The organism is Effusibacillus dendaii (assembly GCF_015097055.1).
GTDB classification, from domain to species: domain Bacteria; phylum Bacillota; class Bacilli; order Tumebacillales; family Effusibacillaceae; genus Effusibacillus; species Effusibacillus dendaii.
In genome coordinates, this window is the sequence record NZ_AP023366.1 from 2,511,866 (window position 1) to 2,529,082 (window position 17,217).

Here is a 17,217-nt window from a genome sequence, read left to right on the forward strand (position 1 = left end):
CTTTCCGATTCTTTAAGTAACTTAAAAATATTTCCACAAAATGTTGTCGATTCCTGCCGAAATTCGCGATTTGGTTCATCCAACAGTTTGCACAAAGATGTGGTATACTGAAGCGAAGAAATGCAGCGGGGGGATTTGGATTGGAACGTGAACTTGCGCTAGAAATTGTGCGTGTAACTGAAGCAGCCGCATTGGCGTCTGCAAGATGGATGGGTCTCGGCAAGAAAAACGAGGCAGATCAGGCAGCTACTACCGCGATGCGGGCCGTTTTTGAATCTGTAAACATGGATGGGACGGTTGTGATCGGCGAAGGCGAAATGGATGAAGCGCCGATGCTTTACATAGGGGAAAAACTGGGACAAGCAGGCAACGACAGTTTTAAGGTGGATGTCGCGGTGGACCCGTTGGAGGGAACCAACATCGTGGCCAAGGGACTTTGGAATGCCATTACAGTAGTCGCGATAGCGCCCGGCGGTACGATGCTGCATGCGCCAGATATGTATATGGAAAAAATAGCAGTCGGGCCAAAGGCGGCAGGTCACGTACACTTGGACGCCACCGTCAAGGAAAACCTGCAGGCGGTAGCAAAGGCAAATGGGAAAGATATCAAAGACGTTGTCGCTATCTTGTTGGACCGGGACCGCCATCAGCCCATAATTGAAGAGATACGTTCTGCCGGAGCGAGAATCAAGCTGATTTCTGACGGAGATGTGGCGGCAGCAATCAATACGGCTTTCGAAGACACGGGCGTCGATATTCTGTTTGGCTCGGGAGGTGCTCCGGAGGGAGTGCTGGCGGCTGCCGCGCTGAAATGTTTGGGCGGCGAATTGCAGGGCCGCCTGAAGCCGTCCGGACCGGAAGAGGTGGAACGGTGCAGAAAGATGGGGCTGACGAACCCGGAGCAAATTTTGTTGATGGAAGACTTGATTCGCGGAGATGACGCGATTTTCGCGGCGACAGGCGTCACAGAAGGAGAGTTATTGCGTGGAGTCCGGTTTTTGGGGCACAATCAAGCGACCACCCATTCGATTGTCATGCGGGCTAAAACAGGAACTGTAAGATTTGTCGAAGCGCGCCATCAGCTGGATAAAAAACCGCATTTGGTTTTCGTGTGACAAGTTGCGGCCTGTCGTTGAATAAGATGGGAAAGACAAGGTAAACATGATATAATAGAAAATACGTCCAGCAGCAATTTATTTTTTAATATATATTAAAGAATTGCAGGTGAACTGTTTGTTAATTCAAGAATTGGAAAACAAAAAATTGCCGGAGCTTTATAAAATGGCTAAAGAGTATGAAATTCCCGGCTACGGCAATTTGAAAAAGAAAGAGCTTATCTTTGCGATCCTGCGGAAACAGACCGAAAAGGAAGGCCTCATGTTTATGGAAGGGATTTTGGAGATCATGCATGAGGGATACGGATTCCTGAGGCCGATTGGATATCTTCCTTCTAATGAGGACATTTATGTGGCTGCTTCCCAGATTCGAAGATTTGATCTGCGGACGGGTGATAAAGTATCCGGAAAGGTTCGACCGCCGAAAGAGAACGAAAGATATTACGGATTGTTACAAGTGGAAGCGGTCAACGGAACGACACCGCAATCCGCGTCGGAACGAGTGCACTTTCCTGCCCTTACCCCGCTTTTCCCTCAGAAAAAATTGGTGTTGGAATCAACTCCCGATAAGATTTCAACTCGAATCATTGATTTACTTTCGCCCGTCGGATTGGGTCAGCGCGGATTGATTGTGGCTCCTCCCAAAGCAGGTAAAACGTTACTCCTGAAAGAGATTGCCAATTCTATTTCTGCCAACCACCCTGATGTTGAACTGTTTGTATTGTTAATCGACGAACGTCCGGAAGAAGTGACCGATATGCAGCGTTCCGTGAAGGGAGAAGTGGTGGCATCCACCTTCGATGAGGTCCCTGAACATCATATCAAAGTAGCGGAATTGGTGTTGGAACGGGCGATGCGCCTCGTTGAGCATGGTCGGGATGTTGTAATCCTGCTTGATTCGATTACCCGTCTGGCGCGTGCCTATAACCTGGTGATTCCACCGTCTGGCAGAACGCTGTCCGGCGGGATTGACCCGGCTGCTTTCCACCGGCCGAAACGATTTTTTGGCGCGGCGCGAAACATTGAAGAAGGCGGCTCGTTGACCATTTTGGCAACGGCGCTCGTCGATACCGGATCCCGCATGGATGACGTCATTTACGAAGAATTTAAAGGAACGGGCAATATGGAATTGATGCTTGACCGTCGATTGGCGGAAAAACGGGTGTTCCCCGCTATCGATATTCGCCGTTCCGGTACCCGCCGCGAAGAAATGCTGATGACGCCGGAAGAACTGGACAAAATCTGGGCGCTCCGCAAAACGATGTCGGAAAATGGGGACTTCACAGAAGTGTTCATTCGGAAATTAAGAGACACCAAAACCAATCAGGAATTTCTTGCTACACTGGAAGGGTTGAAAGAGTCGAAAGAACTTTCACGGGCAAAATAATGGTGGCGCGGAAAAAATAATATGGCAAAACCGCCAAGTTTGGCGGTTTTCTTTGCGATTGGAGAGTGTAACCGCGAAGCGACGTCGGCAGTCGCGCATCCATGCGCAAGACAACTTTGGTTTCTGCCTGCGCCAAGGGTTGGCGAAAGCGAAGTTTTCTTTATATGGTATAGTAATAGGTACACAAACCAGAAAGGAAGATGCATGATGCATCTGGTATATGCGGACGAAAGCGGGCAGATTTTTGATCATCCCGACTTGATTCCATTGGGGCGAACGGGCGATCTGCTGACCGATATTTATGAAGAGGAATTGATCCCGTTGCCAGAAGGGGCGACGCTTGTTTTGCTGCCGGGTACGAAAGCGGCAGGCATCCATCGGGAAACAGGCAAAATGATCACTCTGCCAGGACAGGCAACTGCGGTGGGGGCGCTGTTGCCGCAGGGATATACAAGGCTTTTGCTGCCAGGCTACACGAAACGTGAGGGGGCCGACCCCCTTCCGTTATTCGGATATACAGCGGTCGTATGGCATGACGGTCGGTTTTATGTGGCAGCCGATGCGACCGATCTGGAAAAAGAGCGTTGGAATCCGCTGAATTTTCACGATGTGGAAGCGAAAGTGCAGGACATGCTGCAGGCGTATCCGGAAAACCGAATCTATCAGCATTTGAGCCATTGTTCTCTTGAATACGGATGCCTGACATCGCAAAATACGTTCCTCCGCAGATGGGAAGGTGCGCTTCCCGTATCTTCGACTTGCAACGCCGGCTGTGTCGGCTGCATTTCGGAACAACCGGAAGACTCCCTGTTTCCTTCCCCGCAGGTGCGTATGAATTTTAAGCCGACTGTGGAGGAAATGAGTGAGCTGATGATCAATCATTTGACCGCTTCCGACGATGCGATCATTTCTTTCGGACAGGGCTGTGAAGGCGATCCGTCGACGCGGGGAACCGATATTGCGGAAGCGATTCGGCGAACAAGAGCTGCTACAGACAAAGGATTTATCAATATCAATACAAATGCCGGTTTGACGCCAATGATCCGAGAAATTGTCAAGGCGGGTCTTGATTTGATGAGGGTTTCTACCATTTCGGCGATTCCTGAACATTACAACGCCTACTACCGACCGCGCGGTTACGGAGTTGAGGATGTGGCTGCTTCCGCCCGCTATGCGGCTGGAAAAGGGGTTTACGTATCGATCAACTATCTGGTGTTCCCGGGTGTCACCGATCGGGAAGAAGAGATGGAAGCCATGATCCATTTTATAAATGAAAATGGAGTCCGGCTGATTCAGATGAGAAATCTCAACATTGATCCGGATTATTATCTGGCGCATATTCCGAGGCCGCAGGGAGAGATATTCGGAATGAAACGAATGATGGAAATTTTTCGGGAAGAATGTCCAAACACCCGAATCGGATCGTTTACGCACGTGCCGCCGCAGGAGTTTCGCCGGGTGCGATCTGGATCGCGTATCGAGTAAGGGGTTTCAAGTCGATAGGAATTTATATATTTTAATCCTATCGACATAGAGGAAGGCCGACTAAAGGCGCGACATCCTTGTCGCAACGTCGGCATCAGCGCATCCATGCGTTAGACAACTTGGCTTTCCTGTGCCAAAGGCTTGGCGAATGCCAAGTTTTCTTTAGGGGAGGAGAAAGACTGTGAAAAAAAGTCTTGCCTGGCTGGTAAGTTTTCTATGTGTTGTGCTGGTGGGGTGCGGTGCAACTGCAAACAGCAGCCAACCGCAAAAAACCATAACAGTGGCTTGCGATTCCTCATTGGAATCGATTGTCCGGCATCTGGCATGGACATATGAATCGAATCACCCGGGTGTCAAAGTACAGCTTACATCGGGGGCGAGCGGTGAACTGGTGAAACAGATCGAGCAAACGGGTTCGTTTGACCTGTTTCTTACGGCGGGCGAAAACGAAATGCAGCAACTGGTCGGGAAAAACCTGGTAGAGCCGTCCGCTGTAAAGCGGTTTTTGGGAAATCAGCTGGTTGTTATCGTGCCGCAGGGCAATTTGTTATTAAAAAATCTGGATCAGTTAAAAGATCCGAAATACAAAAAAATAACAATCGGCGACCCGGCGACAGTTCCGGCCGGTTTGTACGCCAAACAGTCACTTGAAAAAGCGGGTGTCTGGAAAGATATTGAAAGCAAAATCTTGTACGCAAGCACGGACAAAAACGCATTGGCTTATGTTGCGGAAGGAAGAGCGGCCGATGTCGGTCTGGTATTCAAATCGGATGTGGTTGACGATGATAATGTGTATTCGGGATTACAGGTGGATCCCCGTCTGCACGACCCCATCCGGTATCCGATGGCGGTGTTGAAATCAAGCAAAACGCCAGATGTCGCAAACGATTTCTTGAAATCGCTGCAATCGCCTGATGCGTTGTCGCGCTTTCAAATGGCCGCTTTTGATGTGAATCCATAACACCCATTGCAACGAAATACGTCAGGTGATATAATATTCGAGTGTCTGTTACAGACGTGTATCGATACGATTTATTCAGGGCTATGGCCACATCTATAGCCGGAAAGAGGTGAAATGAAGTGAAAACGGGAATTCATCCGGATTATAAAGTGACAAAAGTAACCTGTGCGTGCGGCAATACATTTGAAACAGGTTCTGTGAAGGAAAATCTGCGTGTGGAAATTTGCTCCAACTGCCATCCTTTCTTTACCGGCAAACAGAAGTTTGTTGATGCTGGTGGTCGCGTGGACAAATTCAAGAAAAAATACAATCGTTAATCGCGTGCACTGCGATTTTGACGAGTACGGGCGCTGCTTCGTGCAGCGTCTTTTTGTGTTGTTTGGTGGACGTTTCCGAGTGCAGTTCGCCTGCGCCAGGGGGTTGTCGAAAGCCAAGTTTTCTTTAGAGGTTTTTGGGGTATTCTGTCGAATGTAAAGGGAAACGGTCAGGGACGGGAGAGTGATAAGCTGCAGGCGATTTGCGTAAAATGCGGGAATCCCGCCAGCCGTCATTGTCACGAAGTGCCGCGCGAAATCAGAATGGAAGCCTAACCAATTTTTTCTTTAATGATGCATCACTGACTCTGGGAAAGCTATAGCTAACCCGAAGGAGGTGGTGTTGTGCGAACCAAATGGATCGCATGGACGGTTCTCGCAAGCTTGACTGCGGGAATGCTGTCGGGGTGCGGCGGCGGCAGCAACGCAGGTTCAGTGAAAAGGATGAACACGCAGGGCGCGGAACCCCGCAACGCAAATCTAGGCATTGATGTTGACGGGGATGGCGACCGAGCATGGTTGTCCGGTCATAACAATCTAAACAACCCGCCTGTGAATCTGCGCGATTATGCTCCGTCCGGTTCGGGCGGCTACCGGGATATGACGCAAACCTATTCTGGGGGTGTTACGGCCGACCGAGTCGCTGATTTGGCGCAGTCCATACAAGGCGTACGAGATGCCAGTGTCGTGATTGCCGATCAAACGGCAATTGTGGGCTTGACTCTGCAGCGCAATGTTCCACAAGATCGGGTGGAAGCGATCAAACAGGAAGTCCGGAGATTGCTTATGATTCAGGCACCGGTCTTTCGGTCCGTTCGTATAACAACGGACAATGCGTTATCACGCCGCATCTTTGACGCTGCTCAGAACGCGCGCAACGGGCATCCGATTTCTGCGACGGATCAGGAATTTTCCCAATTGGTGAAAACCGTTCCGGAAGTTTTGCCGCGCTAAGGCTAACGATCCCTTGGCTGTTGACGGGTTTTTTGTCAACAGCTTTTTTTGACGTAAAAATGCTTCTATACTATACTCAATTATATGTCTTACAAACAGGAAGTGAGGAAAGATGTTAGAGCGATTGCAGGCTTTGGATGATCGCTACAATAAGTTGACAGATTTGCTGTGCGATCCCGATGTGCTGGCCGACCCGGTCAAATTGAGGGAGTATTCGAAGGAACAATCAGACCTGGAAGAAACGGTGATGGTGTACCGTGAATATAAGAAGACAGTTCAAGGGTTAGCCGATGCGAAAGCGATGCTGGCTGAGAAATTGGACGATGAAATGCGCGAACTGGTGAAACTTGAAATCGCGGAGTTGAGCGAAAAGCAGGAGGAATTGCAGAGTCAATTGACGATTCTTCTGCTGCCGAAAGATCCAAATGACGATAAAAACGTCATTGTGGAAATTCGCGGTGCGGCAGGTGGCGATGAAGCGGCGTTGTTTGCCGGTGATTTGTTCCGGATGTACAGCCGATATGCGGAACGGCAGGGTTGGAAAATTGAAATTATCGAATCGTCCCCGACAGAATTGGGCGGCTTCAAGGAAATTATTTTCATGATTACCGGTAAAGGGGCGTACTCCAAGTTGAAATTCGAATCGGGCGCGCATCGTGTGCAGCGGGTTCCTGCCACCGAGTCGGGCGGCCGTATTCATACCTCGACTTCAACTGTCGCTGTTTTGCCGGAAGCGGAAGAAGTGGAAGTGGAAGTTCATGAAAAGGACTTGCGGATTGATACGTTCTGCTCCACGGGTCCGGGGGGACAATCTGTGAACACGACACAATCGGCGATTCGTATCACGCATGTGCCAACCGGTTTGGTGGTTTCCTGCCAAGATGAAAAATCCCAGTTGAAAAACAAGGAAAAAGCGATGAAAGTACTGCGTGCCCGCCTGTATGAAATGAAGATGCAGGAACAGCAAAAAGAATTGGCGGATGCACGGAAAAGTCAAGTGGGAACAGGGGATCGTTCGGAACGAATCCGAACTTACAACTTCCCGCAAAGCCGCGTGACGGATCATCGGATTGGCATGACACTGCACAAATTGGATTTTGTTTTGCAAGGAGAATTGGACGAAATTATTAACGGACTGATTACGGCGGAACGTACCGCCCGTTTACAAACAGACAATGAGTCTGCATAAATTTGAATGGTCTGCAAAGTCAACCATACGGGAAGCCCTGCAAACGGCTTCCCTTCTATTTGGGAGTCGTGGCGTAGAATATCCTCGCCTGCAGGCAGAAGTGTTGCTTCAGCACCTGCTGGGCTTTACAAAAGTGAAATTGCTTACGGAAGATCAATTGGTTTTCCCTATTGACAAGAGGGATTTGTTTGAAGACTGGGTGGACCGGCGTCTGCGCGGGGAGCCGCTGCAATACATTATCGGCTTGCAGGAGTTTTATGGACGTGATTTTAAGGTGAATCCTTCCGTTTTGATTCCCCGTCCAGAAACGGAAATCCTGGTGGAAGAAGTCTTGAAACGAAAGAGTTGGTGGGGGAAAGAGTCTGCTGTCCGACCGGTAATTGCCGATGTGGGGACCGGTTCCGGTGCGATTGCTGTTACATTGGCGATTGAATGGAAAGAAGCAGCCGTTTATTCGGTCGATATATCGCCGGATGCGATTCGGACTGCGCGGGAGAATGCGGATCGGTTGCGAGCAGAAGTCCGATTCTTGGAAGGGGATTTGCTGCAGCCGCTGATTGACCGGCAGATTCGGCTTGATGTGCTGGTGTCCAACCCCCCCTATATCCCATCTGTGGATATTGCCGGTCTGGCGGTGGAAGTGCGTGAACATGAACCTCGTCTGGCGCTGGATGGAGGAAAAGACGGACTGGATCCCTATCGAAAAATGGCAGAACGGTTGCCGACTGTCATGAACCAAACAGGTCCTCGGCTGGTTGCGTTTGAAGTCGGGTTTGGACAGGCGGAGGAAGTTAAAACTTTGCTGGAACAAAACTGGCCCGATTGCCGGACCGAAATTGTAAACGACTTGCAAGGCATTGGCCGCGTCGTGCTGGCGTGGAGACAAACACAGTAGACCCCCGGAAACCCGGGGGTCTTTTCTTTAGCTGTGCAGAGCGAATTAATAGGCAGCGCCATCATAAGGAACCAAGAGGATGAACAGAACAAAGATGATCAGGAACACAACCGCCCAACGTGTGTAACCACCAAATACTCCGTACATTTTCATTCACTCCTTTTGTTTGGATATGTTGTATGCTATGACCTGATCAAAACCTTGGAAACGGCGTCTGTCCCGGATGTACCGGAAAAGAGACTGATTTCCAATACTCAAAATTATGTTACAATTTAAGTAATTGTTTTTGGGGGAGGCGATAACTAATGAACAACCGCCCGGTGTGGGTTCCGAATCAACAGGAACTTGAATCGACTCGACTGTACCAGTGGATGAAGCAATTGGGGTTTGCTTCGTATGATCAATTTTTTCAAGCGTCTATCAAGGATGTGGCATGGTTCTGGCAGGAAGCCGAGAAGGCGCTGGGAATTGAATGGTTTCACCCTTATGCCAAAACGCTTGATCTTTCGAACGGAATCAAATGGCCCAACTGGTTTGTGGATGGACGCTTAAACGTTGTGCATAACGCGGTAGACAAATGGGCAAACGATGCAGCTTATGGCGATCGCGCCGCGCTTCTGTGGGAAGGGGAAGAAGGCAACGTCCGGCAGTATTCGTTTGCGGAACTCCGCCTGCAGGTTGATTTGGCCGCCAATGGTTTGCGCCGGCTCGGAATTGAAAAAGGGGATCGCATCTCCCTCTACATGCCCATGATTCCGGAAACGGTTATTGTTATGTTAGCGGCAGCCAAAATTGGGGCTGTGTTTTCACCCGCATTTTCCGGTTACGGGGCGGACGCGGTCGGCAAGCGGGCCGATGCGGCAACAGCCAAAATGATTGTGACAGCAGACGGATTTTTGCGGCGGGGGAAAGTGGTGGCGATGAAAGAAGAAGCCGACCGAGCAGTTGCCATGGCTCCTTCCGTGCAAAAAGTGGTCGTCGTTCGCCGAATGGGGCGGGAGATCCCATGGAACGACCGGGATATCGATTGGAATGACATGGTCGGGACAGCAAGCACCCCGAATGGCGGGAAGGACTTTCCGTCGAAATCAGAACCGCTTGTTCAAACGGAGTCGATGGTAAGCCAGGACCCGCTGATGCTGTTGTATACATCGGGTACGACCGGCAGACCGAAAGGGGCTGTCCATACACATGCGGGATTCCCGATCAAAGCGGCGTTCGATGCCGGTTTTGGGATGGACGTCAAGCCAGGCGACACGTTTTTCTGGTTTACCGATATGGGCTGGATGATGGGGCCGTTTTTGGTATTTGGGGCACTGTTGAATGGAGCGGCCGTTTTCCTGTACGAAGGTTCGCCCGATTACCCGGAAGCAGACCGGTTATGGCAGATGGTCGAAACACACCGGGTAACGCAGCTCGGCATCTCGCCTACACTGGTCCGGTCATTGATGAAACACGGGGATTCTTGGGTGAAAAAACACGATTTAAGCAGTCTTCGCTGCATTTGTTCGACTGGCGAACCGTGGAACCCGGAACCGTGGATGTGGTTGTTTGAAAAAGTATGCGGCAGCCGGATTCCAATTATCAACTATTCGGGCGGAACTGAAATTTCCGGCGGCATTCTCGGCAATATGCTGGTAAAACCGATCGCCCCGATCACGTTTAATTCTCCGCTGCCCGGGATGGATGTGGAAGTCTATAATGAAAGCGGCCAACCGGTACGGAATGAAGTGGGCGAATTGGTGATTCGGCAACCGTGGGTAGGTATGACCAACGGATTTTGGCAGGAACCGGAACGGTATGAAGAGACGTACTGGAACCGCTGGCCGGATACATGGGTACATGGAGACTGGGTAATCTGCGATGATCAGGGATTTTGGACGATTACAGGGCGTTCGGACGACACGCTAAACATTGCAGGGAAACGGGTGGGGCCGGCCGAAGTCGAGTCTGTGCTGGTGGGTCATCCGGCTGTGGTAGAAGCGGGAACCATCGGCGTACCGGACGAGTTGAAAGGGGAAGCGGCTGTCTGTTTCACCGTGTTAAAGCCCGATTTGAAACCGGATCAGGCGCTGCAGCAGGAACTGTTGGATCTTGTCGCTGAAAAAATGGGCAAGTCGCTTCGGCCAAAAGCTCTCTACTTTGTAACGGATCTGCCCAAAACTCGCAACGCAAAAATCATGCGGCGTGCGATTCGGGCTGCTTATCTGGACAAAGACGCGGGCGATCTGTCGTCGTTGGAGAATCCGGAAGCGGTGGAAGCGATCCGCCGACAGGCGAAAGGAGAATAACGTCGGGAAAATATCCGCAATCAGGTATAACCCCGTTTCTATCAGACAATACTGGATTCTATCAAAAGGTTTCGAATGGTAGAAAACGGGGGAGAGCGAAATGGAACGGAAATGGGTGGCGGCAGCCGCCGCTTTGATCATAGCTGCGGGGGTGGCAGGTTGGTGGCAAACGGCTGCGCAGATCCGATTTTTAAGCGGAAGCGGCAACCCATCATTGGCGGCAGCCGCTTTCAATGAAACGGAGACTGTCACGCGTACAGATTCGATCGGGCAAGCGGATAGCCAATCGGAGGATAAATCGGATTTGCTTTCCGGAAATGCGGGGATCATTCCGAAAGAGGCAGTCCGCTTGCGAATTATCGCCAATTCCGATTCTCCAGAGGACCAAACGTTAAAAAGGCAGATTCGGGATCAAATCATTCAGGAAGTGGGAACCCGGCTGCGAGGCGTTGAGAATATTGAAGAGGCGCGTACCGTCATCCGGCAGGCGGTGCCTGACATGAATCGGGTGGCGGAGAAAATGGAAAAGGAGAAAGGATACTCCTATCCGATCCGGACCGATTACGGGATGGTTCCGTTTCCCACCAAGATGTATGGCAACAACGTATATCCGGCCGGTAATTATGAAGCGCTTCGAATCGTAATCGGGGAAGGAAAGGGCCAAAACTGGTGGTGCGTACTGTTTCCGCCGCTCTGTTTCGTAGATTTGGCGAACGGGGATGCGGTGCAGGCGAAAAATATGGACAGCAAGCCGTTAACGACAATCAGCGTGCCGAGCGGCAATGGGAACGCAGTGGAAAAAGTTCAGGTTCGGCTGGGACTTGTCGACGCGATACGTTCTCTATTTGCCAAAATCCGAGGCTGGTTTGAATCCCTGAAGGCGTGAATGTCTGAAAGCGTAAAAAAAGCCACCGCTTTAGTCGGAGGTGGCGGTTCGCCCCTGTGTCCGACCAGCCAGTGGCCCCTACATGCGTGAAAATTCTAAATGGGCAGCAATCGCAGAGTGTTTCGCGATTCAAGCTGTTCGATCATTTGCAGCCAAGCAGCCGGTTTGTTAGGCAGGACCGCATAATAACGGGTCAAGAAGTGAACTACCAGTCTGGCAGGCAATTCGCTCACGGTTCGATCGTAAGGAAGAAAGCACAGATCCAGCTCGGTTACCGCTTCCCCATCGTTGTTCCAGGAAGGGTGTACATAGTTGAAGTCGATCCGCTGATATCCCAAGTGCGACAACACTTCCCGCCTGACAAACGGATCCATTGGCTTGATCCCGCCAAACGAATGATCGATTGCACGATACGGATCGTAAATTTCAGCGAACATGCCAAACAGTTCGTTGCCGCTTAAAGCAGCCAGAGCAAACAGATCGTTCTGCCGGTTCTCTACCAGAAAACGGCCGATGCCAAGTCCCTCCCGACCGATAATCGTAAAATCGGTCATGGCCACGTTCAAATCGGGATAATACCTGTATTCGGTAGCGCCTACCACTTCTCCCTCGTGTACAGCGACAAATACCCGTATGTCCGGGTCTTCCAGCGGTTCTTTCCAAAGTGAAAATTCAAGTACCTCTTCCGGCGGAAACACAGATTGCATCAAACGATGCATACGGCCAAACAGCGGATCGTCGAGGCTTTGAATCCGTATATATTCCATTTGGCAGACCTCCTTTGCAAGATTTCATACTATTTCCAATCTGTATAGAGATCGATTCGGCGGTCGCGCCAGGTAGCGACAGAACCTTTTTCGCGTACCTGATACAGCAATTCCAGGTCGAGATCGGCGGTAATCAGCATATCATCGTTGATTTCCCCTTCTGCCAGAATGCCATGCGGCGGAAACGGAATGTCGTTTGGTGTAATGATCGCCGCCTGACCAAAATTGGCCCGCATAAAATCGACAGTCGGCAGCGATCCGACAGTGCCGGTGGTGACCACATAGACCTGATTTTCGATCGCTCTCGCGTGGCTGGTATAGCGCACCCGATGGAAACCGTGCCGGTCATCGGTGCAGGACGGACAGAATATGACATCCGCCCCTCTTGCTTTGGCAATCCGGACGATTTCCGGAAATTCGATATCATAACAGGTCAGCAGGGCAATGGTTCCTTTCGCTGTTTCAAATACTTGAAAACTGTCCCCTGTGGCCATGTTCCATTCGTTCACTTCGGTTGGCGTAATGTGCAGTTTTGATTGTTCTCCAATCCGTCCGTCCGGGTAAAACAAATGGGCGGTATTGTACAGCTGCCCGTTCTTTTCTGTCACGTGCGTGCCCCCGATCAGATGCATACCCGTTTTTTGCGCGAGGGAAGTGAACAGGGAACGGTACTGTTCGGTAAACTGAGGCAGTTTGTGAATCGGCAGCGATTTGCCCGTTCCGTCACCGATGGAAAGCAACTGGGTGGTCATAAATTCCGGGAACAGTACAAATTCGGCCGAAAACTCCGCTGCCAGTTTTACATAATGTTCGACCTGGTCGGCAAATTCCTGGAAACTGCCGATTGTATGCAGATGGTATTGCACGGCTGACACTCGAATTCTCATGCAAATCCTCCTTTGAGGCAACAGGTTGCCAAGTTGTACATCACGCACGTAGTGTGCTTTCGTTATCCACGGTTTATTGTATCATTTCCCGCAGACAGGAAGTTCCAGTCCCGGTTGGTCTAATCTAGCAAAGAAAAGAATAAAGTATAGAAAGCTTGATAGACTCGGGAGGAGACTTTATGACGAACAATATAGCGATTCGGCGGGCGACTGTCAATGACCGGGCAACGATTGCGCAAATGTTGGAAGAATCCGGCGCGGATCCGGAAGGGTTGGAACAGTGGATTGAAAATTATCTGGTTGCCGAAATGCCGGACGAAACTGTATTTACTCACAGAATCCCCAACTATATTTGTCCACATGGGATTTGTTCCTGTGGAAGCACATGAAACCCCGCTGGAGATGCTGGTTTCCGAGCATTTTATAAGAAATCGGAAAAAGGCTGTTGTGATGCGGGGAACGATTCATTAAGAAGTTATCCACAAGCGGCTGTGAATAATGTGCATAACATAGAACAGTCGTTCCGTGAAAAGAGTCCCGGATTGGACTTGTCGATTAGGAATGGTAAAATAAGTCGCAAGAACTAGACCCTTGATAAGGCAGGATTTTTATGGATACGGTAAAACTGACGACAAGTGAACATGATCTGGAACGGGCTGCCAAACTTTTGCGGCAGGGAGAATTGGTGGCATTCCCAACCGAAACGGTATACGGGTTGGGAGCGAACGCGTTGGACGCAGAGGCGGTCAAACGGATTTTTGCGGCGAAAGGGCGTCCGTCTGACAACCCTCTCATTGTCCATATTGCGAGCAGACAGCAGTTGGCGGAACTGGTGACCCATGTACCGGAGGCAGCGGAACGGTTGATCGACCTGTTCTGGCCGGGGCCTCTAACGTTATTGCTGCCGAAACGAAGCGAAGTACCCGATCGGGTGACGGCAGGACTTCCCACAGTCGCGATCCGCATGCCGAGCCATCCGGCTGCCTTGCATCTGTTGGAAAAATCGGGTGTACCAGTCGCCGCGCCAAGCGCCAACCGATCCGGCCGTCCCAGCCCGACGGAAGCGGCACATGTCTTGGAAGACTTGCAGGGGGAAGTGGCGGCGGTTGTCGATGGGGGAACTACAGGAATCGGGGTGGAATCTACCGTGCTGGATGTAACGGTGAATCCGCCGATGATTTTGCGGCCCGGCGGTGTAACCCGGGAAATGCTGCAGCAAGCGATCGGACAGGTGCAAGAGGATCCTTCTTTGCGCAGCCGTTCGGCTGACCTGGATCCATCACAGGCTGGCGAAGCTTCTGATACGGCAAACGAACCAGTTCCCCGTGCGCCGGGGATGAAATATCGCCATTACGCGCCGAAAGCGGAAATGTGGATTGTCGAAGGTGAAGAGGATGAACAGCGGAAGCGGATTCAGGCGCTGGTCGACCAATCCCGGGCGAACGGGATTCAAACAGGGGTACTGACTACCGAGGAGCAAAAACATCTGTACCATGCCGATTTGGTCATTGCCTGCGGCAGACGATCCGAACCGGAGACAGTGGCGGGCGAATTGTATCGGGCCCTGCGGCAGTTTGATCAAACGCCCGTTCAACGGATTTATGCGGAAAGCTTTCCGGAAACCGGGCTGGGTGCTGCCATTATGAACCGGATGCGAAAAGCGGCTGGCTACCGGGTGGTTTCATAATAAAATCTTACGGTTCTGTGCACTGTATAGCGGGTGCTGTCCGGCCGGTCCTTTAGCAGGTTGTCTCCTATTGGAGCAGCCTTTTTTAGTGGGCGGGACTTTATATCGAATATCCTCCGAATCGGTGGCAATTTGTTCGTATCTTTCTGGGACGAGTCGCATACATATGGCAAGGAAATGGCCCTTTCTACCAAATGGGAGGCGACTCAATGGCTGAAATCAAACTGAGCGAATTTATTACGATCTTTACAACGGCTGTCGCCTTAGGCAGTGACGCGATGTCGATCGGCATTGGGCTTGGCATGCAGAGGCTGACAAAGCGGGACATTTTCCGGGTCAGCTCAACGGTGGGGCTGTTCCATGTGATCATGCCTTTAATCGGCATGGGAATCGGGTTGTACCTGTACAGATTGATGGGGGATGTGGCAAAAGTCATCGGGTCCATTTTATTGATTGGCTTCGGCGCCCATATGATTTGGGATGCTTGGAAAGGGAACGATGAACCCCCTAAATTTGCTATGAACAGGTCGGTCGGGATCGGCTTGTTTTTGTTCGCGTTGAGTGTCAGCATCGATGCGATGTCGGTCGGCTTTAGTTTCGGTTTATCGGACGCCAAGCTTGGATTGACAGTTTTAATATTTGGAGTGGTTGGCGCAATTATGACCGCAATTGGCTTATCGATTGGAAATGTGATGGGACGTGTATTAGGGGATTCTATGACGATTATTGGCGGCGGCATTTTGATTTTCTTCGGAATTCAGTTCCTGTTATAATTTTTGCATGATCCGCGATGGACGAGTATACTTTAAACCAGGGATAAGCGAGTGAACGGGGGAGGTTTACGTGTACCGCATTCTTTTTGTTTGCACGGGGAATACATGCCGCAGCCCGATGGCAGAGGCCATTTTGAAGCAACAACTATTGGAGGCGGGAATCCCAAACATTGAAGTAAAATCGGCTGGTGTCGCGGCTGGCACAGGTTTTCCGATGTCGGAAGGGGCTTTGCACGCGTTGTCCCAACGCCAGATTCCCGGACAAGAACATATGTCACAGATGTTTACGGAAGAGTTGGGAAATTGGGCGGATCTGATTTTAACGATGACGACTTCTCACAAACAGCTGGTGGGAAATCGTTTTCCGCAGTTTCTGGACAAAGTTTTCACGTTGAAAGAGTATGCCGGAGGCTACTCAGACTGGGATATTGCGGATCCGTTTGGCGGTGGACAAGAAGACTATAATCAATCGGCTGATGAAATTGAACAGGCGATTCTAAAGATAGTACCCACTCTTCAAAAATTCGACACATAACCGGTTAGCAGTCCGATTGCGGCATGACTAACGAGAAAGGTACAATGTGCAAAAGGGGGGAGTACGGTGCGAATTGCAATTGCGGCTGATCATGGCGGATACGCTTTAAAAGAACAGATCAAGAACGTTTTAAAGGAAATGAATCTGGAATTTCATGATTATGGAACACATAATGAGGAGTCGGTCGATTACCCCGATTACGGTGTACAGGTGGCGGAATCGGTGGCAAAAGGTGAGTTTGACCGCGGAATTTTGGTATGTGGAACAGGAATTGGCATGTCGATTGTAGCGAACAAAGTGCCAGGTGTTCGCTGCGCGTTGGTGCACGACTGTTTTACTGCAAAAGCGACTCGTGAGCATAACGATGCCAACGTGCTGGCGATGGGTGCGCGGGTAATCGGACCGGGTCTGGCGGAAGAGATTGTTCGCATTTGGCTGACGACCGATTTTTCAGGCGGACGGCATGAAAGACGGCTGGACAAGATTCGTCAACTGGAAGGGAAATTCAGGCAAGAAGAAGGCGTGCGGGGATGCTAGAGCAAGCGGAAATCGCGAAGCTGACATTGCAATTGGTGGAAGAACTGCAACAATCGGCCAATCTGCGGCCGGATCAGATTTTGGTGGTCGGAGCCTCCAGTTCGGAGGTGATCGGCCGTCAAATCGGTACGGCCGGTTCGGTTGACGTGGCGAAAGCAATCGTGGACGGTGTATTGGCGGCCCGCGACCGATTCGGATTTCAGGTGGCGTTTCAATGCTGTGAACATCTCAATCGGGCTTTGGTGGTGGAACGCCGTACGTTACAAGAATACCGGCTTGAGGAAGTGATGGCAGTTCCGGTGCCGCGTGCGGGCGGCGCGGTGGCGTCGGAAGCTTTTCGCAGACTGAAGCAACCGGTTTTGGCGGAGCATATTCAGGCACATGCCGGTATAGACATCGGGGACACGTTCATTGGCATGCATCTGCGTCCGGTGGCCGTCCCGCTGCGCTCCAAGATCCAATCGATTGGACAAGCGCACATCACGCTGGCTACAACCCGTCCGAAATTGATCGGTGGAGGAAGAACCGTTTACATACTGGAAGAATCGGAATGA

The 17,217-nt window shown here is 50.9% G+C and carries 18 protein-coding genes; 16 read left to right on the plus strand and 2 right to left on the minus strand.

Annotated features, from left to right (window positions below):
* The first annotated feature begins 140 nt into the window (after nucleotides 1-140).
* From glpX to spoIIR, 10 genes are all read left to right on the plus strand, one after another.
* A complete protein-coding gene (glpX, locus tag skT53_RS13565; RefSeq protein ID WP_200757884.1) occupies nucleotides 141-1,115 on the plus strand; it encodes a class II fructose-bisphosphatase in 975 nt (324 codons plus the stop codon).
* 118 nt (nucleotides 1,116-1,233) lie between these two features.
* The gene (gene rho / locus skT53_RS13570; RefSeq protein WP_200757886.1) at nucleotides 1,234-2,502 is read left to right on the plus strand and encodes a transcription termination factor Rho; all 1,269 of its coding nucleotides are present in this window, start codon (nucleotides 1,234-1,236) and stop codon (nucleotides 2,500-2,502) included.
* Nucleotides 2,503-2,709: 207 nt separating this feature from the next.
* Entirely contained in the window at nucleotides 2,710-3,987 is a 1,278-nt protein-coding gene (locus skT53_RS13575; RefSeq protein WP_200757888.1) for a radical SAM family protein, read from the plus strand.
* A 181-nt stretch (nucleotides 3,988-4,168) separates the two neighbouring features.
* Entirely contained in the window at nucleotides 4,169-4,948 is a 780-nt protein-coding gene (gene modA, locus skT53_RS13580; RefSeq protein ID WP_200757890.1) for a molybdate ABC transporter substrate-binding protein, read from the plus strand.
* Between the two features lie 119 nt (nucleotides 4,949-5,067).
* Entirely contained in the window at nucleotides 5,068-5,265 is a 198-nt protein-coding gene (rpmE, locus tag skT53_RS13585) for a 50S ribosomal protein L31 (RefSeq protein WP_200757898.1), read from the plus strand.
* A 342-nt stretch (nucleotides 5,266-5,607) separates the two neighbouring features.
* A complete protein-coding gene (locus skT53_RS13590) occupies nucleotides 5,608-6,216 on the plus strand; it encodes a YhcN/YlaJ family sporulation lipoprotein (RefSeq protein WP_200757900.1) in 609 nt (202 codons plus the stop codon).
* Between the two features lie 112 nt (nucleotides 6,217-6,328).
* Entirely contained in the window at nucleotides 6,329-7,405 is a 1,077-nt protein-coding gene (prfA, locus tag skT53_RS13595; RefSeq protein ID WP_200757902.1) for a peptide chain release factor 1, read from the plus strand.
* Nucleotides 7,392-8,300 carry a peptide chain release factor N(5)-glutamine methyltransferase gene (gene prmC, locus skT53_RS13600; RefSeq protein WP_200757904.1) on the plus strand — a complete coding sequence of 303 codons (909 nt, stop codon included), beginning with the start codon at nucleotides 7,392-7,394 and terminating at the stop codon, nucleotides 8,298-8,300. Before prfA ends, prmC begins: the two co-directional genes overlap by 14 nt.
* Nucleotides 8,301-8,605: 305 nt before the next feature.
* Entirely contained in the window at nucleotides 8,606-10,591 is a 1,986-nt protein-coding gene (locus skT53_RS13605) for an AMP-binding protein (protein ID WP_200757906.1), read from the plus strand.
* A gap of 100 nt (nucleotides 10,592-10,691) precedes the next feature.
* On the plus strand, nucleotides 10,692-11,477 hold the full coding sequence (gene spoIIR / locus skT53_RS13610) for a stage II sporulation protein R (protein ID WP_200757908.1): 786 nt from the start codon (nucleotides 10,692-10,694) through the stop codon (nucleotides 11,475-11,477).
* Nucleotides 11,478-11,572: 95 nt separating this feature from the next.
* Here spoIIR and skT53_RS13615 read toward each other — a convergent pair whose 3' ends face one another.
* Both skT53_RS13615 and skT53_RS13620 read right to left on the minus strand, forming a co-directional pair.
* The gene (locus skT53_RS13615; RefSeq protein ID WP_200757910.1) at nucleotides 11,573-12,244 is read right to left on the minus strand and encodes a GNAT family N-acetyltransferase; all 672 of its coding nucleotides are present in this window, start codon (nucleotides 12,242-12,244) and stop codon (nucleotides 11,573-11,575) included.
* Nucleotides 12,245-12,273: 29 nt separating this feature from the next.
* Complete coding sequence (locus tag skT53_RS13620) at nucleotides 12,274-13,131, minus strand: carbon-nitrogen hydrolase family protein (protein WP_200757912.1); 858 nt, start codon at nucleotides 13,129-13,131, stop codon at nucleotides 12,274-12,276.
* A gap of 179 nt (nucleotides 13,132-13,310) precedes the next feature.
* On the opposite strand from skT53_RS13620, the gene skT53_RS13625 reads away from it, so the two are divergent.
* The 6 genes from skT53_RS13625 to skT53_RS13650 all read left to right on the plus strand — a co-directional run bounded on the left by skT53_RS13625 (nucleotide 13,311) and on the right by skT53_RS13650 (nucleotide 17,217).
* Nucleotides 13,311-13,520 carry a hypothetical protein gene (locus tag skT53_RS13625; protein ID WP_200757914.1) on the plus strand — a complete coding sequence of 70 codons (210 nt, stop codon included), beginning with the start codon at nucleotides 13,311-13,313 and terminating at the stop codon, nucleotides 13,518-13,520.
* 221 nt (nucleotides 13,521-13,741) lie between these two features.
* Nucleotides 13,742-14,818: an L-threonylcarbamoyladenylate synthase gene (locus skT53_RS13630; protein WP_200757920.1), complete on the plus strand. Its 1,077-nt coding sequence runs from the start codon at nucleotides 13,742-13,744 to the stop codon at nucleotides 14,816-14,818.
* 209 nt (nucleotides 14,819-15,027) lie between these two features.
* Entirely contained in the window at nucleotides 15,028-15,591 is a 564-nt protein-coding gene (locus skT53_RS13635) for a manganese efflux pump MntP (RefSeq protein ID WP_200757921.1), read from the plus strand.
* A 70-nt stretch (nucleotides 15,592-15,661) separates the two neighbouring features.
* Nucleotides 15,662-16,126, plus strand: a complete 465-nt coding sequence (locus skT53_RS13640) for a low molecular weight protein arginine phosphatase (protein ID WP_200757923.1) — start codon at nucleotides 15,662-15,664, stop codon at nucleotides 16,124-16,126.
* Between the two features lie 66 nt (nucleotides 16,127-16,192).
* Nucleotides 16,193-16,663 (plus strand): ribose 5-phosphate isomerase B, encoded by a 471-nt coding sequence (rpiB, locus tag skT53_RS13645; protein ID WP_200757925.1) that lies wholly within the window; start codon nucleotides 16,193-16,195, stop codon nucleotides 16,661-16,663.
* Nucleotides 16,657-17,217 (plus strand): TIGR01440 family protein, encoded by a 561-nt coding sequence (locus skT53_RS13650; RefSeq protein ID WP_200757927.1) that lies wholly within the window; start codon nucleotides 16,657-16,659, stop codon nucleotides 17,215-17,217. Before rpiB ends, skT53_RS13650 begins: the two co-directional genes overlap by 7 nt.